This is a genomic window from Gemmobacter nectariphilus DSM 15620 (assembly GCF_000429765.1).
Taxonomy (GTDB): domain Bacteria; phylum Pseudomonadota; class Alphaproteobacteria; order Rhodobacterales; family Rhodobacteraceae; genus Wagnerdoeblera; species Wagnerdoeblera nectariphila.
This window is the reverse complement of record NZ_AUCM01000010.1, coordinates 34855-54170: the sequence shown is the minus strand read 5'-3', so window position 1 is coordinate 54170 and position 19316 is coordinate 34855. Positions and strand designations below refer to the sequence as shown.

The 19316-nt window shown below is 68.6% G+C and carries 20 protein-coding genes; 11 read left to right on the top strand and 9 right to left on the bottom strand.

The annotated features are described in order from the left end of the window. Positions 1-60 precede the first annotated feature (60 nt). A complete protein-coding gene (locus G481_RS0111610) occupies positions 61-1014 on the bottom strand; it encodes an L-threonylcarbamoyladenylate synthase (protein ID WP_028030182.1) in 954 nt (317 codons plus the stop codon). A gap of 111 nt (positions 1015-1125) precedes the next feature. On the opposite strand from G481_RS0111610, the gene G481_RS0111605 reads away from it, so the two are divergent. From G481_RS0111605 to G481_RS0111585, 5 genes are all read left to right on the top strand, one after another. Continuing rightward, positions 1126-2838: an acyl-CoA dehydrogenase family protein gene (locus G481_RS0111605; RefSeq protein WP_028030181.1), complete on the top strand. Its 1713-nt coding sequence runs from the start codon at positions 1126-1128 to the stop codon at positions 2836-2838. Beyond that, positions 2835-3881 carry an MBL fold metallo-hydrolase gene (locus G481_RS0111600; protein ID WP_425402460.1) on the top strand — a complete coding sequence of 349 codons (1047 nt, stop codon included), beginning with the start codon at positions 2835-2837 and terminating at the stop codon, positions 3879-3881. Before G481_RS0111605 ends, G481_RS0111600 begins: the two co-directional genes overlap by 4 nt. Further along, positions 3878-4354, top strand: coding sequence for a DUF6173 family protein (locus G481_RS0111595; protein ID WP_035025901.1), 477 nt, complete (start codon positions 3878-3880; stop codon positions 4352-4354). Before G481_RS0111600 ends, G481_RS0111595 begins: the two co-directional genes overlap by 4 nt. A 119-nt stretch (positions 4355-4473) precedes the next feature. Continuing rightward, positions 4474-4617: an aa3-type cytochrome c oxidase subunit IV gene (locus G481_RS25440; RefSeq protein ID WP_084450871.1), complete on the top strand. Its 144-nt coding sequence runs from the start codon at positions 4474-4476 to the stop codon at positions 4615-4617. A 7-nt stretch (positions 4618-4624) separates the two neighbouring features. After that, positions 4625-5257, top strand: coding sequence for a hypothetical protein (locus G481_RS0111585; RefSeq protein ID WP_028030178.1), 633 nt, complete (start codon positions 4625-4627; stop codon positions 5255-5257). Between the two features lie 4 nt (positions 5258-5261). Here the strand turns inward: G481_RS0111585 and G481_RS0111580 are convergent, their stop codons facing one another. Further along, positions 5262-5594, bottom strand: a complete 333-nt coding sequence (locus G481_RS0111580; RefSeq protein WP_028030177.1) for an AzlD domain-containing protein — start codon at positions 5592-5594, stop codon at positions 5262-5264. Beyond that, a complete protein-coding gene (locus tag G481_RS0111575; protein WP_051294486.1) occupies positions 5591-6307 on the bottom strand; it encodes an AzlC family ABC transporter permease in 717 nt (238 codons plus the stop codon). The genes G481_RS0111580 and G481_RS0111575 overlap by 4 nt, the downstream gene beginning before the upstream one ends. Positions 6308-6374: 67 nt before the next feature. On the opposite strand from G481_RS0111575, the gene G481_RS0111570 reads away from it, so the two are divergent. Further along, entirely contained in the window at positions 6375-6992 is a 618-nt protein-coding gene (locus tag G481_RS0111570) for a GNAT family N-acetyltransferase (RefSeq protein WP_245594962.1), read from the top strand. On the opposite strand, the gene G481_RS23625 is transcribed toward G481_RS0111570, so the two are convergent. The 3 genes from G481_RS23625 to G481_RS0111555 all read right to left on the bottom strand — a co-directional run bounded on the left by G481_RS23625 (position 6958) and on the right by G481_RS0111555 (position 9901). Then, positions 6958-7488, bottom strand: a complete 531-nt coding sequence (locus tag G481_RS23625; protein ID WP_035025898.1) for a GNAT family N-acetyltransferase — start codon at positions 7486-7488, stop codon at positions 6958-6960. The genes G481_RS0111570 and G481_RS23625 overlap by 35 nt on opposite strands. After that, the gene (locus G481_RS0111560) at positions 7485-8252 is read right to left on the bottom strand and encodes an HpcH/HpaI aldolase family protein (RefSeq protein WP_028030174.1); all 768 of its coding nucleotides are present in this window, start codon (positions 8250-8252) and stop codon (positions 7485-7487) included. Before G481_RS0111560 ends, G481_RS23625 begins: the two co-directional genes overlap by 4 nt. Before the next feature lie 158 nt (positions 8253-8410). Further along, positions 8411-9901 carry an alkaline phosphatase family protein gene (locus G481_RS0111555; protein WP_028030173.1) on the bottom strand — a complete coding sequence of 497 codons (1491 nt, stop codon included), beginning with the start codon at positions 9899-9901 and terminating at the stop codon, positions 8411-8413. An 87-nt stretch (positions 9902-9988) separates the two neighbouring features. On the opposite strand from G481_RS0111555, the gene G481_RS0111550 reads away from it, so the two are divergent. Both G481_RS0111550 and murI read left to right on the top strand, forming a co-directional pair. Beyond that, a complete protein-coding gene (locus G481_RS0111550) occupies positions 9989-10885 on the top strand; it encodes a lysophospholipid acyltransferase family protein (RefSeq protein WP_035025896.1) in 897 nt (298 codons plus the stop codon). Between the two features lie 9 nt (positions 10886-10894). Next, positions 10895-11707: a glutamate racemase gene (gene murI, locus G481_RS0111545; protein WP_028030171.1), complete on the top strand. Its 813-nt coding sequence runs from the start codon at positions 10895-10897 to the stop codon at positions 11705-11707. Positions 11708-11813: 106 nt separating this feature from the next. Here the strand turns inward: murI and G481_RS0111540 are convergent, their stop codons facing one another. After that, entirely contained in the window at positions 11814-12587 is a 774-nt protein-coding gene (locus G481_RS0111540) for an enoyl-CoA hydratase/isomerase family protein (protein ID WP_028030170.1), read from the bottom strand. Between the two features lie 150 nt (positions 12588-12737). On the opposite strand from G481_RS0111540, the gene G481_RS0111535 reads away from it, so the two are divergent. Beyond that, complete coding sequence (locus G481_RS0111535) at positions 12738-13742, top strand: TAXI family TRAP transporter solute-binding subunit (protein WP_028030169.1); 1005 nt, start codon at positions 12738-12740, stop codon at positions 13740-13742. Positions 13743-13837: 95 nt separating this feature from the next. Then, positions 13838-15919 (top strand): TRAP transporter permease, encoded by a 2082-nt coding sequence (locus G481_RS0111530; RefSeq protein WP_028030168.1) that lies wholly within the window; start codon positions 13838-13840, stop codon positions 15917-15919. A 489-nt stretch (positions 15920-16408) separates the two neighbouring features. Here G481_RS0111530 and G481_RS0111520 read toward each other — a convergent pair whose 3' ends face one another. Then, positions 16409-17473 carry a 3-deoxy-7-phosphoheptulonate synthase gene (locus G481_RS0111520; RefSeq protein WP_028030167.1) on the bottom strand — a complete coding sequence of 355 codons (1065 nt, stop codon included), beginning with the start codon at positions 17471-17473 and terminating at the stop codon, positions 16409-16411. A gap of 220 nt (positions 17474-17693) precedes the next feature. Beyond that, positions 17694-18452 (bottom strand): sulfite exporter TauE/SafE family protein, encoded by a 759-nt coding sequence (locus tag G481_RS0111510; protein ID WP_245594961.1) that lies wholly within the window; start codon positions 18450-18452, stop codon positions 17694-17696. A gap of 89 nt (positions 18453-18541) precedes the next feature. On the opposite strand from G481_RS0111510, the gene G481_RS0111505 reads away from it, so the two are divergent. Then, positions 18542-19252 (top strand): FadR/GntR family transcriptional regulator, encoded by a 711-nt coding sequence (locus tag G481_RS0111505; RefSeq protein ID WP_051294485.1) that lies wholly within the window; start codon positions 18542-18544, stop codon positions 19250-19252. The last annotated feature ends 64 nt before the right edge of the window (positions 19253-19316 follow it).

The following is a 19316-nucleotide window of genomic DNA, read 5'->3' as shown; positions in this document are numbered from 1 at the left end:
GGTCCGGCAAGCCGGACCTCACCCCCCGAGGATATTTGGATCAAGGCGAAAGAATGGGGGTCAGGGCCGGGGCGCGGCGGCGCGGCCGAGGCGGTCGTTGATGGCAAGGCCAAGGCCGGTCATCGGCACCGGCGCTATGGCGATGCGTCCGCCGGGGCCGGCCAGGCGGTCAGCGCGGCGCAGCACGTCGAACAGGCGCGCGGCGGCCTCGTCCAGATTGCCGCTTTCCGAGAGCGACAGGGCGGCGCCGGCGCAGGGGCCGAAGCCCACCCAGATCTCGCCCGTTTGCGGGGCTGTGGCGTTCAGGCGCACAGCCGCTTCGGGGGCGTAATGCGACGCCAGCTGGCCGGGCGCCTCGGGACGGGCGGCATCTTCGGGGCGGATGGGCAAGGTGCCAAGAACGCGCGCCAGATCCTCGGCCGTCACCCCGCCGGGGCGCAGCAGGCGGGGCGGGGTGCCAGGCGCCAGGATGGTGGATTCCACCCCGACTGCGCAGGGCCCGCCATCAAGCACTGCGGCAATGCGACCCGACAGCCCGTCCAGCACGTGATCTGCCGTCGTTGGGCTGATCTTGCCCGAAGGATTGGCCGAAGGCGCCGCGACCGGCAGCCCGGTTTCGCGCAGCAGTGCCTGCGCAAGGGGATGGGCCGGCACACGGATCGCCACGGTCGGGTGGCCAGCGGTGATGCGCGGCGACAGGCCCGCCCCTGTCCTCAGGGGCAGCACCAAAGTCAGCGGGCCGGGCCAGAAGGCCCGGGCCAGGGCGCGGGCCTGATCGTCGAACACCGCCAGCCGTTCGGCCGCTGCCAGATCGGGCACATGCACGATCAGCGGGTTATGGCCCGGCCGCCCCTTAGCCTCGTAGATCCCGCGCACGGCCGCATCGATTGTCGCCGCCCCGCCCAGCCCGTAGACCGTTTCGGTCGGAAAGGCCACAAGGGCGCCGGCCCGCAACAGGGCGGCGGCGCGCGCGATGCCGGCGGCATCCGGGCTCAATCGAAGGGTGGTGTTCATATCTGACGCGGCGTATCGGTTGCGGGCGCGCGGGCAGGCGGTAACATTCGCGCAAAAGTCCCGTGCCACAGAGCGGGCGCGCCTGCAAGGCGTCAGCCAATCGGAGGAACCATGCCCTTTCGTGCCCCAGTCACCGAATACCGCTTCATGCTCGACCATGTCGTCGGCTTCTCGCAGGTCGCCGCGACCGATCTGTTTGCCGAGGCGACCCCCGATACGGTCGAGGCGATCCTGACCGGCGCAGGCAAGCTGTGCGACGAGGTGATGGCCCCGTTGCAGCGCCCCGCCGACCTGCAGGGCGCCAGGCTGGAGAACGGCATCGTGCGCACCACCCCCGGCTTTGCCGAAGCCTATGCCCAGATTGCCGAAGGCGGCTGGGTGGCGTTGTCGGCCGGGACCGATCATGGCGGGATGGGCCTGCCGATTGCCGTGACCTCGTGCGTCAACGACATGATGGGCGCGGCCTGCCTTGCGCTGCAGCTGAACCCGCTGCTGACCCAGGGCCAGATCGAGGCGCTGGAACATCATGCCAGTCCGGAACTGCAGGCGCTGTATCTGCCGAAGCTGATTTCCGGCGAATGGACCGGCACGATGAACCTGACCGAGCCCTCGGCCGGGTCGGACGTGGGCGCGCTGCGCAGCAAGGCAGAGCCGAATGGCGATGGCACCTATGCGGTGACGGGGCAGAAGATCTTCATCAGCTGGGGCGATCACGACTTTGGCGGCAATGTCTGCCATCTGGTGCTGGCGCGCCTGCCCGATGCGGCGCCCGGCACGCGGGGCATCAGCCTGTTCCTGGTGCCCAAGCTGATCCCGGATGAAAACGGCAACCCGGGCCAGCCGAACGCGCTGCGCGTCGTCAGCCTGGAACACAAGATGGGCCTGCATGGCAGCCCGACGGCGGTGATGCAGTATGACGGCGCCACCGGCTGGCTGGTCGGCGAGCCGCACAAGGGCCTTGCCGCCATGTTCACCATGATGAACAACGCCCGGCTGGGCGTGGGCATTCAGGGCATTTCGGCGGCCGAAGGCGCCTATCAGCACGCGCTGGCCTATGCGCTGGATCGCAAGCAGGGCAAGCCCGCAGCAGGGACCACGGGGGCCATCGTCGATCACCCCGACGTGCGCCGGATGCTGGCCGGGATGAAGTCGGAACTGTTTGCCGCCCGCGCCATCGCGCTGGCCAATGCCGTGGCGATCGACATGGCCCGCGCCACGGGCGATGCCGAATGGTCGGCCCGCGCGGCGCTGCTGACGCCGATCACCAAGGCCTATGGCACCGACACCGGCATTTCGGTTGCGCAGACCGGCATCCAGATCCATGGCGGGATGGGCTTCATCGAGGAAACCGGCGCGGCGCAATATCTGCGCGATGTGCGGGTGACGGCGATCTATGAAGGCACCAACGGCATTCAGGCTGCCGACCTTGTGGGCCGCAAGATGATGGACGGGGGCGAAGCGGCCCTGCGCCTGCTCCAAGAGGTGCAGGACGGCGCCGAGGCCGCGCGCGGCCTGTTGCCCGATCTGGCAGGCGAGGTGTGGTCGGCCGCGGAATCGCTGCGCGAAGGCACCGAATCGCTGGTCGCGCAGGACATGGTGGACCGGCTGGCCGGGTCGGTCGCCTATCTGCGGGCCTTTGCGCTGGTGCTGGGGGCGCATTTCCACCTGCGCGCGGCGCTGGCCGAAGGCGGCACGGGCGCCCGCGCGACGCTGGCACATGTCTACATCCGCCGCCAGTTGCCCCAGCATGGCGCCCTGCTTGCGGAAATGCGGGACGGCGCGGCATCGCTTTATGCCCTCAGCCCGGAGGACCTTGCAGCGTGACCGATCTGTCGGCGGCCCAGATCCGCTTTCCGTTTCCCGATGCGCCCGCGCCAGGCACCGCGACCGAAGTGGCCGAGGGCGTGCTGTGGATGCGCATTCCGCTGCCCTGGGCGCTGGACCATGTGAATGTCTATGCGCTGGACGACGGGGACGGATGGACGCTGGTGGATACGGGCGCCGACATCGACATCTGCCGCAAGACCTGGGATGCGCTGCTGGCAGGGCCTTTGGGCTATCGTCCGGTGCGGCGGGTGGTGGTGACGCATCACCACCCTGACCACATCGGCCTTGCCGGCTGGTTCCAGCAACAGGGGGCCGAGCTGATCACCACCCGCACCGCCTGGCTTTACGCCCGCATGCTGGTGCTGGATGTCGAAGAGCGGCCCGCGCCTGAAACGCTGGCCTATTGGCGCGGGGCCGGCATGGCGCCCGAGGTCTATGCGAAACGCGTCACCGCGCGGCCCTATAACTTTGCCGATGTCGTGGCGCCCTTGCCGCTGGGCTATACCCGCATCGTCGAGGGGGACCGCATCCGCATGGGCGGGCGCGACTGGATCATCCGCATGGGCGATGGCCATGCCCCCGAACATGCGACCTTCTGGGAGGTGGGCGGCGATCTGGTGATCGGCGGCGATCAGATCCTGCCAGGGATTTCGGCCAATATCGGTGTTCACGCCTCTGAACCGCTGGCCGATCCGCTCAGCGAATGGATGGCCGCCTGTGCGCGGCTGGAACCCCATGTGAGCGAACGCCAACTGGTGCTGCCGGGTCACAAGCTGCCGTTCAAGGGGTTGCCGCACCGTCTGCGGCAGATGGTCGATAACCACCATGGCGCGCTTGATCGGTTGCGCGCCCATCTGGCGCAGCCGCGCACCGCCTGCCAGTGCTTTGTCCCGTTGTTCGGGCGCGAGATTTCGGGCGATGCCTATGGGCTGGCGATGGTCGAATCGGTTGCCCACCTGAACCATTTGCTGAAACTGGGCGAGGTCCGCCGCTGGCGCGGCGAGAATGACGTCTGGCTTTGGCAAAGGGTCGACAGGTGAACGGCGACGACATCCTGACTTCGGCCGAGGTCCACGAGGCGTCGGCGCTTGACGCGATGCGCGGGCTGGCCCGCTGTGCCCCGCCCGTGCCCGGTGCCGCCCCCACGGTCGAGCAGGAACCGTTGCCCGAGGCGCTGACCCGCGAGCCGCCCGAGGCGAAAAGCCCGGCCCGCTGGGCCTATGAGCGGGTGCTGCTGTATCTGCGCAATTTCGAAAGCCAGCTGGACGCCCAGCACGAGGTCGCGCTTGGCTTTGCCGGGTCGGATGCTGGCGTGCTGCGGATCGAGGGGCTGGGCTTTTTCGACCCCGATATCCTGACCTTTTACGGCCAGGGCGAAGATGGCGCCCGCACCCAGCTGATCCAGCATGTCAGCCAGCTGAACGTGATGCTGCGGGCCGTGCGCAAGGAATCGCCGCCCGAAGAACCGCCGCGCCGGATCGGGTTTCGCCTGGACGAAGGCCCGGCCGCCTGACGCCTGTGCCCGGCGGGGCCGCCGTGCCACACCCGGCCCGGTTGCCGGCCGGTCCCCCGTGACAGCGCCGGATGAATCGGCTAGACCTTGCCTGCAACGCGAAACAGGGAGCCCGAGGCATGGCCGATCACGCCGAACACAAGCATGGCAGCATGAATATCCGTGCGCAGGAACAGACCTTTGCAGGATTCGTCCGCATGACGACCTGGGTCGTCGGTATCGTGATCTGCGTGCTGGTCTTCATGGCCCTGGCAAACGCCTGATCGCCCGATGATCCGGGGTATCGCCGCAACCGCCGTCGCCGTGACCCTTTCGGGGTGCGGGGCAGAGCAGATCTGGGCCCCCGACGAGGCTGTGCAAGCCGCGCGCTACGCACCCGGCGGGCAGGCGGAACTGATGTTGCTGACCTCGATCAACGACAGATCGGGCGAAGGGGCGCATAGCGCGCTGATCATCAACGGATCGGAGCGCGTGCTGTTCGATCCGGCAGGGAACTGGGACAGCCCGGTCGCCCCGGAACGGCACGATGTGCGCTATGGCTTCACGCCGCAGGCGCAGGCCAGCTACTTCGCCTTTCAGTCGCATGGCCCCTATCATGCGGTGATCCAGCGCGTCGCAGTCTCGCCCGAGGCGGCGGAACGTGCGCTGCAACTGGTCAAGGCGAACGGTCCGGTGCCGGATGCGTTCTGCGCCTCGGCCACGTCGGGGATCTTGCAGCAGGTTCCGGGGTTTGAATCGGTGCGCAGCACGATGTTCCCGCGCAGCCTGATGGAATCCTTTGCGTCCTTGCCCGGCGTTCAGACACGCGTGGAATTCGGCACGCCCGACGAGGCCGATCCGACGCGCGAGCCGAAGATGTCGCCGGTGATCGTGGCCGCGATGAACCAGCGGCCCGGCAGCTAGGCCATCAGCCCAGCAGGAGTTGCGCGGCGATCAGGGTTGCCGCGCCTGCGCAGATCGACAGCAGCACATTGCGAAACATCACGCCCAGCCCAAGCGCCACGGCGGCCGCACTTATGCGCACAGGATCCGCCTGGCCGCCAGTGGCCGCAGGCCAGGCGACCAGCGGGGCCACCAGCCCCGGAATGACCGCCACCGCCGTATAGCGCAGCAGCCGCAGCACAAAAGGCGGCAGGTCGCGGTTGCCCACGACGCCAAGGAACGAAAAGCGGATTAGGAAGGTGCCGATCCCCAGCGCCAGGATGATCAGCCAGATTTGCAGCTCGCTGTAACCGCTCATGCGCGTTTCCCGATCAGAAGTTCCACCATGGCGCCGGTCAGCATGGCGGCCAGCGCGGCGACCAGAACGCCGGTAGAATAGGGCATCCAGGACAAGGCCAGCGTGCCGACAACCGAAACCAGCGCCGCCGCCAGATGCGGTATGGATCGCAGCATGGGCGCGATCATGGCGATGAAGGTGATCGGCAGCGCGAAATCCAGCGGATAGTCCGGCGGAATCTGCGTGCCCACCACCGCGCCGACCCAGGTGGCGACATACCAGGCGGGCGCGATCGGCAGCACGGTGCCGGCGAAAAAGGCCAGCCGCTCGGCCGGGGTCAGGTGCGGGCGTTTTTCAAACTCGACCACCGAGGCCGCATAGGACTGATCGACCAGAAAGAACGCGACCAGCGCGCGCGTTCCCAATGGCAGCGCCCCAAGCGAGGGCGTCAGCGCCGCCGAATACATCCCCATCCGCAGGTTGACCGCCAGCGAGGTCGCCAACACCACCAGCGTCGGCGCCTGTTCCTGCATCAGCTGCAACGCGCTGAACTGGGCCGCCCCGGCAAAGACCGCCAGCGAAAAGCCCATCACCTGGGCAATGTTCAGCCCGGCGCCGGTGGCCACCACGCCGAACAACAGCGCAAAAGGCACGATCACCAGCAAAAACGGCGCGCTGAACATCATGCCGCGCAGCAGCGCCTTGCGGCGGTTCCTGGAAACTTCGGCAGTCATCGCGCGTTGCCCCCGGGGCTGGACCTGCCCGCCCGGATTAGGCAATCCTGCGAACAAGGGCAATGGGATGGACCCGGGGATTTTGGCAAACCGCATCTGCATGATCCGGCGTCTCGACAGCCTGCCGGCCCCGGCCGCCGACCAGGCGGCGCGGCTCTATTGGCAGGCCTTTGGCGCCAAGCTGGGCCGCCTGCTTGGTCCTGACCGGCGGGCCATGGCGCTGCTGTCGCTGGCCGCGCGGCCCGATCATGCGCTGGTCGCCGTCACCCGCGATCAGGCGCGGGTGGTCGGGGTCGGCGGCTTTCGCAGCCCCGAGGGCGGGTTCATCGCGCTCAGCCGGCCCAATCTGGCGGCGATCTATGGCGGCTGGGGCAGCCTGTGGCGGTCCGCGGTTCTGCGCGGGCTGGCCGGCGATACCGATAATGCGCGCTTCCTGATCGACGGGCTGGCGGTCGATCCCGACTGGCGCGGGCAGGGCATCGGCTCGGCCCTGGTCGAGGCGCTGGCGGCCGAGGCGCGGGCGCGCGGCTATAGCCGGCTGCGGCTGGACGTGGCCGACCAGAACCCGCGCGCAAGGGCGCTGTATGAACGGCTGGGCTTTGGCGCGGTGGGCCATCAGCGCCTGCGGCTGTTGGCGCCGGTCTTCGGGATCAGCGGCTCGACGGCAATGGACCGGGCGGTGTGAAATCCCATGTGATCAGCAGATTGTCGGATCTCCACAGCGGCCCCGGATCGGCGAATCCTGCAGCCTCGGTCCCCCCAAGGGCCGCATAGAACCCGCGTGCTGCAAGGTTGCCACGCACCACCGCAAGCGCCGCGCCGGGAAACCCGGCCGCCGCCAACCGCTCGTGCGCCAGCAGCAACAACCTCCGGCCAAGGCCGGTGCCGCGCGCTGCCCGATCGACATACAGATGCCCGATTGCGCCCCGCGCTCCGTGCAACGGATGATCCGGCGGGCCAAGGCTGACCAGGCCGGCGATCCGCGCGCCAATTCCCGCCAGCACCGTGCCCTGCGGTGGCGGCAAGGCCAGCGCACGGCCCCATTGACGCAGCCGATGCTCCTCGTCCAGCCGGGCGATCGCCTCGGGCGGGGCAAGGGCGGCATAGGTCTCGTGCCAGATGCGATTGTGAAAAGCCGCGATGGCCCCGGCATCCGCGGGCCCGGCCTCGCGCAGGATCACTCCGCGCTCGCGGCGGCCCGCAGCGCCATGGCACCTTGGCGCAGCACACCGACATCGCTGCCGACCGCGACAAAGGTCACCCCTTGCGCCAGCGCGCGCTGGCCTGCCTCGGCCCCGCCGACCAGAATGCCGGCAGCCTTGCCGCAGGCCACGATCCGCGCGATGGCATCGGCGATGGCGGCCTGCACCTCGGGCGCGCCGGAATTGCCCGGAAAGCCCATGTCGGCCGACAGATCGGCCGGGCCGATGAACACGCCGTCCACCCCCTCGACCGCGCAGATCGCCTCGAGGTTCTCCAGCGCCTTGCGGCTTTCGGCCTGCACCAGCAGACAGACCTGCGCATTCGCCTTGGCGACATAATCGCCATCCATGCCAAAGCGCGAGGCGCGGGCCAGCGCCGCCCCCATGCCGCGGATCCCCTCGGGCGGATAGCGCATGGCGCGGGCCATCTCGGCGGCCTGCTCGGCCGTGTCGATCATCGGCACCAGAACCGTCTGCGCGCCGATGTCCAGCACCTGCTTGATCATCCAGACCTCGCCCGCCGGCACCCGCACCACCGGATGCGCGCCGCCCGACTGCATGGCCTGCAACTGCGCCTGCATCAGCGGAATATCGTTGGCCGCATGTTCGCCGTCGATCAGCAGCCAGTCATAGCCGCAATGTCCCAGCAGCTCGGTCACATTGGCGCTTGCCAGCGCCACCCACAGCCCGATCTGTGCCCGGCCCGCCGCCAGCGCCGCCTTGAAGCCGTTTGCCTTGACCATCGCGCTGTGATCTCAGCCCGCCGCCCGCTTGGCAAGGCCGACATCACCTGTCTTTCGCCTTGATCCAAATATCCCGGGGGGCTGTCCAGACCGGGACGTGGCGCCCCGCCTGCCATGGGGGCAGCGCCCCCCTCGTGCCCCTTCCCCTCGCGACGCCGTCAGGCCCCGATGCTCCAGCCGGTCAGGCGCCGGTCCGCCCGCGCCATGCGGTGATCCAGCATCTTGCAGCGCAGCCGCGCGATCTGGGCCTCGGCGCCCGGTGTGCCGGCAAGGTCGCAGGTCTCGTCCGGATCGGCCTGGCGATCGAACAGCATCGGCGCCAGCCCGCCGTTGAAATGCACCAGCGTCCAGCGCGCCTCGCGCAGGATGGCGGCATTGGCGGCATGTTCGGAAAGTCCAAGGTGGCGCTGGAATCTTGTCCCCAGGACCGGGTGCGAAAGGTCGATTTCCGTAAGCGCGAAATCCTCGTCCCCAGGCTGGCCACCTGCCAGCAGGGGCTGCAAAGGCGCCCCGTCCATCGCAGGCGGCACCACGCCGCCAAGCGCTGTCAGGATGGTCGGCGCGACCGAGGTGGTCGAGACCGGCCCCGCCACACAGTGGCCCGCCGCCACCCCCGGCCCCCGGACGATCATCGGCACGCGGTGCGCGGCCTGAAACACCGTGTCCTTGCCCCAATAGCCCTGATCGCCCAGCATCTCGCCATGATCGGCCATGACGATCACCAGCGTGCGACGGGTCAGGTCATGGGCATCCAGCCAGTCCAGCACCCGGCCAAGATGATGATCCACCTCGGCCACCAGCCCCAGATAGACGGCGCGCATCTCGGCCACCTGCGGCGCTGTCAGGGCGGCGGCATCGCCATCGAAGCCCATCCACAGCCCCCGCACCGCGGGTTCGGAAAACCAGGCTGCGCGGAACGGGTGGTCCACCGCCGCCATCTGGGGCAAAGGCACCGCCGCCGGATCGACCAGCCGGTTCCACGGGGCCGGCGCGACAAAGGGCGGATGCGGGCGGATATAGGTGGCGTGGGCCGTCCAGACCCCATCGCGGCGCGCGTCCAGCGCCTCGATCAGACGGTCGGTCAGAAAGGCGGTGTCGCTGTCCTCGGCCCGATACAGCGCCGGGTCGCTGATCCCGCCGCCGACCGAGCGGTGCAGGTCATACCAGCGGTCGGGCTGCGGCTCTGGCAGGTGGTATCCCCTGCGGCGCAAATGGGCGATCCAGTCCATCGGCGCCTCGAACCGCATGTTCACCACCTCGCGAAAGCCCGGCGCGGGTAGCTCGTAGGTGGCCATGTCGGGGTCAGAGGGGTGATGCGCCCCCGGATCGGGGCCGATGTCGCCATAGCCGAACAACAGCGGCTCGCGTCCTAGCCGGCGCAGCTCGGTGCCCAGCGTCGCATGGTGGCGCGCAAGGGGCGACCCGTTGCGGATGGCGCGATGGTTGAAGGCATGCAGCCCGGTCATCAGGCTGGCCCGCGCCGGCCCGCACGGGACGGCGGCGGTCAGGGCGTCATGGAACCAGGCGCCCTCGCGCCGCAGCCGGTCCAGCGACGGGGTGGGAACGATGCCATGCAGCCCGCCCGCCACCACGTCGGCGCGCAACTGGTCGATGGTGATGAACAGCAGGTTGATCTGATCTGGCGTCATGGCGCTTTCCTGACATGCGGCGGCGCTGTCGTCAAAGCGTCACCGCCCGGCGCTAGGACGAAAGCGTCCCAGCCCGGAGCCCGCCCGATGACCGCGCTTGTCCCCTATGCCCCGCCGCCCCAGATCGCCCGCGACCTCTCCTATGCGCCGACGGCGCGCACGCCTGCCGGGCGGCTGCTGATCCGCGCGGTCGAGAACATGACCGGCCGCCGTGCGCTGGTGCGGCGGGCGCAGGGCTATGAACGAACGCTGGCCGGAGGCGGCGATTTCTGGCGCGAGATGATGCGCCGCTATGGCCTGCACCTGGAGGTGCTTGGGGGCAGCTTCGACGATGTGCCGACAAGCGGGCCGCTGGTGATGATCGCCAACCACCCCTATGGCATCCTGGACGGGTTGGTGATGGGGCATATCCTGTCGGCGCTGCGCGGCGAGTTCCGCATCCTGGCCCATCAGGTGTTTCGCGGCGCGCCCGATCTGCGGCAGGTCGTGCTGCCGGTCGATTTTTCCGAAACGGTGCAAGGCCAGCGGGCCAATATCGCCATGCGCGGGCAGGCGGTGGACTGGGTGTCGGCCGGCGGCGCGCTGGGGATCTTTCCGGGCGGCACGGTCTCGACCGCTGCGCGGCCGTTTGATCGGCCGATGGATCCGGTCTGGCGCAGCTTTACCGCCCGGCTGGTCGCGCGCACTGGCGCAACTGTCGTTCCGATCTGGTTTGAGGGCGAGAATTCGCGCCTTTTTCAGCTGGCCAGCCATCTGCACGCCGATCTGCGCATGGCGCTTTTGCTGCGCGAATTCCGGGCGCGGGTGGATCGGCCGGTGCGTCTGGTGATCGGCCAGCCGATTTCTGCGGCGCAGCTTGCGGCTTTTCGCGGGGACAGCAAGGCGATGATGGATTTTCTGCGTCGTTCGACCTATGAGCTTGCGCCACGGGGACTCGATGCCGGCCGGCATGGCCTGGAATTCGAGGCCCATCACAAGCGATAGGCGGGTCAAATGGCAGTCGGCGTGTTCGATTCGGGGCTGGGTGGTCTGACGGTTCTGGACGCGGTTGCCCGGCGTCTGCCCGATGTGCCCTTTGTCTATCTGGGCGACAATGCCCATGCGCCCTATGGGGTGCGCACGGCGGATGACATCTTCAACCTGACCTGTGCGGCGGTGGAACGGCTGTGGGCCGAAGGGTGCGATCTGGTGATCCTGGCCTGCAACACCGCCAGCGCGGCAGCCCTGAAACGGATGCAGGAAACCTGGGTGCCGCCGAACAAGCGGGTGCTGGGCGTGTTCGTGCCGCTGATCGAGGCGCTGACCGAACGGCAATGGGGCGACAATTCCCCGCCGACCGAGGTGGCGGTGAAGAATGTCGCGCTGTTCGCCACCCCGGCCACGGTGGCCAGCCGGGCCTTTCAGCGCGAGCTGGCCTTTCGCGCCATCGGTGTCGATGTCGAGGCGCAGCCTTGCGGCGGGCTTGTCGATGCGATCGAGCAGGGCGACGAGATTCTCGCCGAGGCGCTGGTGAAAAGCCATGTCGAGGCGCTCAAGCGCCGGATGCCGCATCCGCAGGCGGCGATCCTGGGCTGCACCCATTACCCGCTGATGGAAGCCGCCTTCAAGGAGGCGCTGGGGCCCGAGGTCAAGGTGTTCAGCCAGGCCAACCTGGTGGCCGAATCGCTGGCCGACTATCTGGCCCGCCGGCCGCAATTCCTGGGGTCCGGCACGCAGTCGAAATTCCTGACCACCGGCAATCCGGCCAGCGTTTCGGCCAAGGCGACGCAATTCCTGCGCCGGCCGATCCGGTTCGAGGCGGCCTGAGGGCCGTTGTGCGAGGGGGCCTTGCCCCCTGTTGCCGTTGCGCCTGTGGTGAGGGTGCACCTGCCCCCAGGATATTTGGGGACAGATGAAGGGGGGGCGCTGCGCCTTAGTGGCCGCGGAAGGCGGGGTCGCGCTTTTCGCGGAAGGCCGCAACAGCCTCGAGATGGTCGGCCGAGCGGAACATGCGGCCCTGATCCTGCAGTTCGCGGGCCAGAAGCGCCTCGAGCTGGCCATCAACCTCGGCCAGGGCGCGTTTGGCGGCGGCGAAGGGCAGGGGGGCGATCGAGAGCAGCGTTTGCGCGCGGGCCAGGGCGGCGGCGGTCACATCCTCGGCCACTTCGTCGATCAGCCCTTCGGCAAGGGCGGCGGGGGCGGCGATCACCTCGGCGGTCATGGCCATGCGCAGGGCGCGGGCGCGGCTGGTGCGGCGCTGGATCGACCACAGGAAGCCGGTATCGGGCACCAGCCCCATGCGGGCGAACGAGGCGCCGAACCTGGTGCCCGGCGCCGCGATCACATGATCGGCCAGCAGCGCCAGCGACATGCCGGCCCCGAAGGCCGCGCCGTTGACCGCCGCGATCACCGGCTTGGGAAAGCTGGCCAGCGTGCGGGCGATGTCGTGCAGGATGCGCAGCCGTTCGACCGAGCGGGCGGGGTCCTGCCCCATGGCGGAAATGTCGCCGCCCGCGCAGAACCCGGGTCCGGTGCCAGTGATGACCAGCACACGCGTTTCGCGCGCCTCGGCCTCGGTGCGCAGGGCAGCCAGCAGGGCGAGGCGCAGATCGAAGGACAGGGCGTTGCGGCGCTCGGGGTCGTTCAGCGCCAGCCGGGTGATGCCGCTGTCCGAGCGGGTGACGAGAACGGGGGACGGGTCGGTCATGGCGGTTCCTCCTGTAGGTCAGGCCCGTGCTTGGCAGGCCGGGCGGCCCGGCGCAAGCGGGGCAGGCGGAACGCGGCTTGAACCTTGGGGCTTCCCTGTCTAACCTTTTGGTCAAATCACCGGATAGCCAATCACCGGAAAGGAAGACCCATGAAGCACAATCGGATCATCGCAGGCGCCGCACTGGCCCTGAGCCTTGTGGCGGGCGCTGCCAGCGCACAGCAGATGTCGTTCTTCCGCATCGGCACGGGCGGCACGGCGGGCACCTATTACCCGATCGGCGGCCTTCTGGCGAATGCGATCTCGAACCCGCCGGGCTCGCGTCCGTGCGAATCGGGTGGCTCGTGCGGGGTTCCGGGGCTGATCGCCTCGGCGCTGTCGGCGAACGGCTCGGTGGCCAACATCAACGCGATTGCCGGCGGCTCGCTGGAATCGGGTTTCGCACAATCGGACGTTGCGACCTGGGCCTATACTGGCACCGGCATCTGGGAAGGCAAGCCCGCGGTCGAGAAACTGCGCGCCATCGCCAACCTTTACCCCGAAAGCATCCATCTGGTGACCAGCGCCAAATCGGGCATCAACAGCGTGGCGGATCTGAAAGGCAAGAAGGTGTCGCTGGACGAGCCGGGTTCGGGCACGCTGGTCGATGCGCGGATCATCCTTGAAGGCTATGGCCTGTCGGAAAAGGACGTGCAGGCCGAATTCCTCAAGCCCGATCAGGCCGCCGACCGGATGCGCGATGGCGCGATGGATGCGTTCTTCTTTGTCGGCGGCTATCCGGCCGGCGCGATTGCGGAACTGGCCAGCCAGCACGAGGTCAAGCTGGTGCCGATTTCCTGCGAGGAAGCCCCGAAGATCTGCGCGACCTATACGTTCTTTGCAGCCGACACCGTGCCGGGCGGCACCTATGATGGCAACCCGGACGATGTGAAGACCCTGTCGGTCGGCGCCCAGTGGGTGACCAGTGCCGATCAGCCCGAAGATCTGATCTATGGCATCACCAAGGCGCTGTGGAATGACAACACCCGCAAGCAGCTGGACGCGGGCCACGCCAAGGGCAAGATGATCCGCAAGGAAAGCGCGCTGAACGGCATTGGCATTCCGCTGCATCCGGGCGCTGAAAAGTTCTACAAGGAAGCCGGCCTGCTGAAATGAGCCCTTCGGGGCATCGGCCCCGGTAACAGGACACATCGGGGGGCCGCGAGCGTATCGCGGCCCCCTTTCTCGCACCCCAGATCAGGAAACGCGCAATGACCGACCACCGCAGCACGCCCGGCGGGGGCGAGGATGTCCGGCACCTGTCGGCGGACGAGCTTCAGGCCATCGAGGAAAAATTCGACCCCGAACTGCGGTTCCGGGTGCTGGCCTGGCCGCTGACGCTGGTCGCGGCGGCGGTGCTGTTCCTGTTGTCGTGCTATCACTTCTACACGGCGGGTTTCGGCATTCCGCAGGCGACCGTGCACCGGGGCTTTCACCTTGGGGTGACGCTTTTGCTGGTGTTCCTGTCCTTTGCCGCCTTTGGCCGCAAGGACATCCTGCCGGGCCCTGCCGCGCCCTTTGGCCTGCCGCTGGGGGATTGGGTGCTGGCCATCGCCGGCCTCGTGGCCGCGCTGTATGTGCCGTGGATCTACAGCGAGCTGGCCTTTCGGGTCGGCAATCCGCTGCCCATTGACGTCATCATGGGCACCATCCTGATCATCGTGCTGCTGGAGGCCGTGCGCCGGTCCATGGGCTGGCCGTTGCCGGTGATCGCGATCCTGTTCATTGCCTATGCGTATTTCGGCAAGTCGATGCCTGGGATTCTGGTGCATCCGGGGGCCAGCTGGTCGAATATCGTCAACCATCTCTATCTGACCTCGCAAGGCATCTATGGCACCGCGCTTGGGGTGATCGCGACCTATGTGTTCCACTTCGTGCTGTTCGGGGTGATGGCGACGCGCATCGGGCTTGGCCAGCTGTTCATCGACGTGGCCTCGGCTCTGGCGGGGCGCTATGCGGGGGGGCCGGCCAAGGTGTCGGTGCTGTCCTCGGCGCTGCTGGGGTCGATCTCGGGCTCGTCCATCGCCAATACGGTGACGACTGGCGCGCTGACCATTCCGGCGATGATCCGCATCGGCTATCCGCGCCACTTCGCGGCGGCGGTCGAGGCGGCTGCCTCGACCGGCGGGCAGATCACCCCGCCGGTGATGGGGGCGGTGGCCTTCCTGATGATCGAATATCTGGGCGTGCCGCTGACCACCATCCTGACCGCCGCGCTGGTTCCGGCCTTCATGCATTTCTTCGGCGTGCTGGTGCAGGTGCATCTGGAAGCGCGCCGGCTGGGCCTGCGCGGCCTGTCGGTCGAGGAACTGCCCAATGCCTGGAAGGTGCTCAAGGCCGGCTGGCTGTCGGTCGTGCCGCTGGTCATTCTGGTGGGGGTGCTGCTGTCGGGGCGCACGCCCTTTGCGGCGGCCTTCTGGTCGATCAGCGCCTGTATTGTCGTGCTGGCGATCCAGCAGTTGCAGGCGGGCGGTATCGCGCAGGCGATCCGGGGCACCGCGCATGGGCTGTGGGAAGGCTTCATCCTGGGTGCCAAGCAGTCGCTGTCGGTCACGGCGGCGGCGGCGCTGGTGGGCGTGGTGATCGGCGTCGTCACGCTGACCGGTGTTGGCTTCAAGATCGCCTATATGGTTGCGGGCGTTGCGCAGGACTGGGCGGCGGCAGCACATGGCGCGCTGTCCTTCCTGCCGTTCGAGCTGATGGGCGTGCCGACCTGGACCTTGCTGTTCACGCTGATCCTGACCGCGATCGTCTGCATCCTGATGGGCTGCGGCATTCCGACGACGGCGAACTACATCATCATGGTCGCCGTGGCCGCCCCGATCCTGGGGCTGCTGGGGGTTCAGCCGCTGGTCGCGCATTTCTTCGTGTTCTACTATGGCGTGCTGGCGGATGTGACACCGCCTGTCGCCATGGCGGCCTATGCCGGGGCGGGGATTGCCGGGGCCAATGCCTTCAAGGCCGGGAACACCGCGTTCCGCCTGTCGATGGGCAAGGTGCTGGTGCCGTTTGTCTTTGCCTTCCAGCCCGCGCTGCTGCTGGTGACCGACGGCTTCACCTGGAGCGCCTTTGCGCTGGCCTTTGGCGGGGCGGTGCTGGGCATCTGGGCGCTGGCGGCGGCCGTGTCGAACTGGTTGTTCGCACCGCTCTGGTGGTTCGAACGGGTGGTGCTGGTCATCGCCGCGCTGCTGCTGGTCGCGCCCGACATGATCGCGACGCTGATCGGGATCGCGCTGATGCTGCCGGTGATCGGGCGCCAGCTGCTGATGACGCGCGGCGCGGCGGCAAGCTGATCGGGGCGCCCCGGCCTGCCGGGCCGGGGCCTTGGTCAGGCGGCAAGGACCGGCCCTGTCACCAGATCGCGCGGCCGGGGCGTTTGCTGCCAAGCGGCACCCTTCCGGCGGCGCGATGGGCGCGCGGGGGCCGTGCCTTTGGACGGACCCGAGTTGCCGGGCGCAACGCCGCAGGTGCGGTTGCCGTTGCGGGCAGGCATCCTCATCGCGGCGGATCGGCCGGCACCCCTGGCGCGGGTCCGCCCGTCGGCGCAGCGGTCATGCGAGGATGCTGGGGCACTGGCAGGCCGGCACAGAATGCGACCTGGCGGCGCGTAAAAGGGGGGCGCCGCGAACAGGGGGCCGGCGGTGGTGTGCCGGCCGCCGGGCTTTGGGGGGCAAGAGCAGGCACGCCGATCCGCCCTGAGGGGCGGCAGGGGCCGTGCCAACATGCCAGCACAGATGCGGCACCCTTGACCCGCAGAATGCCCCCTCGCGCGCCCGGCGGGGTCAGGCCGCCGCCCGCATCCGCGTGCCGGCCGCGCTGGCCAGCACATGCAGCAAGGTGCGCGTGTCGTCCCAGCCAAGGCAGCCATCCGTGATGCTTTGGCCATAGGTCAGGGGGCGGCCCGGCTGCTGGTCCTGCCGGCCGGCGACCAGATGGCTTTCCAGCATCAGCCCCCGGATCGCCCGGCTGCCATTGCGCACCTGCCCGGCGATATCCGCCACCACGGCGGGCTGGCGCATCGGATCCTTGCCGCTGTTCGCATGGCTTGCGTCGATCACGATGCCGGGGTCGACCTTGGCCTTGTCCGCCGCCGCCATGACCCTGGCAAGCGCCTGAGCGTCATAGTTCGGCCCGTCATGCCCGCCGCGCAGCACCACATGGCAGGCGGCATTCCCGGTGGTGGTGGCAATCGCGGCCCGCCCGTCCGCCGTGATGGCCGGGAAGCTGTGCGGTGCGGCGGCCGAGCGGATCGCATCCAGCGCCACCTGCACCCCGCCATCGGTGCCGTTCTTGAATCCGATGGGGCACGACAGCCCCGAGGCCAGCTGGCGGTGGATCTGGCTTTCGGTCGTGCGCGCCCCGATGGCGCCCCAGGCGATCAGATCGGCGAAATACTGCGGCAGTATGGGATCCAGAAACTCGGTCGCGGCCGGCAGGCCCAGGCGGTTCACCTCGAGCAGCAGGCGGCGGGCCATCGGCAGGCCATCCTCGATCCGGTCCGATCCATCCAGATGCGGATCGTTGATCAGCCCCTTCCAGCCCACCGTGGTGCGGGGTTTTTCGAAATAGACCCGCATCACGATTTCCAGCCGGTCCGACAGGGTGCGCCGTTCCTCGGCCAGCCGTGCGGCATAGTCCAGCGCGGCGGCCGGATCATGAATGGAACAGGGACCGACAATCACCAGCAGGCGGTCGTCGGCGCCGCGCAGGATATTGCGGATTGCGCTGCGGCTGCCCGCGACGGTGGCCGAGATGGCATCATCGCGCGGCAGCTCGGTGGCCAGCTGCACCGGCGTGGGCAGCGCGCGCAGCGTGTCGATATGCAGGTTTTCGGTCTGGATCGGCATGGTCTTTCCTTGGGTGGGAAGGTCGGACCGGGGGCACCTCAACTGAAAAGCCGCCGGTCGAACCAGCGGCTTCGGGAGGTTGGTATCGCTTGCCTTGCGCTACACGTTCACCCGATCCCGCCGGAATGGCGGAACCAATAAAACGCGGCAAAGGTATAGGCGGCGGTGTGCGACATGCGACCTGCATAGCGCGCGGGGCGGCGCCTGTCATGCATTTTCTTCACAGCGCAAAGAAGGCGATGGTCATGGCTGCGCCCACGGCCGTGATGAACCCGCGCAGCAGGGCGGGCCGGGTGATCCGCCGTGCCAGCAGCGCGCCCAGATAGCCGCCCACGGTCATGGCGATGGCCAGCGGCAGGGCGTGGGTCCAGTCGATCAGCCCTGCCGCAGTATAGGTTGCGACCGACACGACCGACAGGATGGCCGAGATCGCGTTCTTCAGCCCGTTCATCGCGTTCAGATCGGCAAAGCCGATCAGCCCGAACACCGCCAGCAGCATGATGCCCAGACCGCCGTTGAAATAGCCGCCATAGATGGCCACCGCCAGCATCAGCCCCGCAGCCAGCGGCCGGCCCACACCTTGCCCGCCCTTGGCCGTGATGCGGCGCAAAAGCATCGGGCCCGCCGCAAAGATCACCGTGGCCAGCAGCAGCAGCCATGGCACGATGGCCGAAAAGGCCTTGGACGAGGTGACCAGCAGCAAGAGCGCCCCGACGAACCCGCCGATCATCGCCAGCAGCACGATGGCGCGCAGGCCTAGCGGCCCCTCGGCCCGCAGATCGCGGCGAAAGCCCCAGGCGCTGCCGACATAGCCGGGCAGGGCGGCCAGCGTCGCGGTGGCATTGGCGCTGACGGGCGGCACCCCGGCCCAGACCAGCGCGGGAAAGGTCAGAAACGTGCCGCCCCCCGCCACGGCATTCAGCGCCCCGGCGGCAAGGCCGGCAAGGATCAGCACAGGTGTGGTCATCGGATCGGTCATGGCAGGCGCCTTTGGTTCGGGTGTCGGGGCTGCCTTGCATGTCTGGCGATTGGTCTGCAAATTGGTCTGGAAACCATCGGGGATCCGCCATGCGCCGCGCCTCTGACATCCTTGGCCCCCTGCGCGAGGCCATGGAGCTTGCCGCCCCGGTCGCGGGCGATCGCCTGCCGCCCGAACGCGACCTGGCGGCGCAGCTGGGATGCAGCCGCCAGACCCTGCGCGCTGCATTGGCCGTTCTGGAACAGGAAGGCGAGATCTGGCGCCACGTCGGGCAGGGCACCTTTCGCGGTGCGCGCCCCCGTGGCCATCCGGTGCGCGAGGCGCTGCTGATCGAGGCGCGATCCCCCGACCAGATCATGCGCGCGCGCCTGCTGATCGAGCCGCCGATTGCGGCCGAGGCCGCCCGTGCGGCAACACCGGGCGATCTGGAGTACCTGCACCGCCTGGTGCGCGACGGCGCCATGGCGGCCGGCCGCGCGGCCTGCGAGCAGGCCGATGCGCGGTTTCATCGTGGCATTGCCGAGGTGGCGGGCAACCCGATCCTGCTGGGCGTTCTGGACCATCTGTCGGGTGCCCGCAGGCGTGCCGTCTGGCAGCGCGAATGGGACCGCACCTATCGCCATGTCGGTGTGTCCGAGTTCACCGGCGCGCATAGCGCGCAGCATGCCGCAGTGGTGGCGGCGATTGCCGCAGGCGACGCGCCGGGTGCCGAAGCCGCGATGCGCGAGCATCTGGAAACCATCGAGGCCGCAATGCGACGGGCCAGCGATGCACTGGAGCAACGCCGCACACCCGTTTAGGGGGGTGCAACAGATCTTGCTTATGCTAAGCGCTGGATCAGCCTAGACTTCAACCATAGGGAGT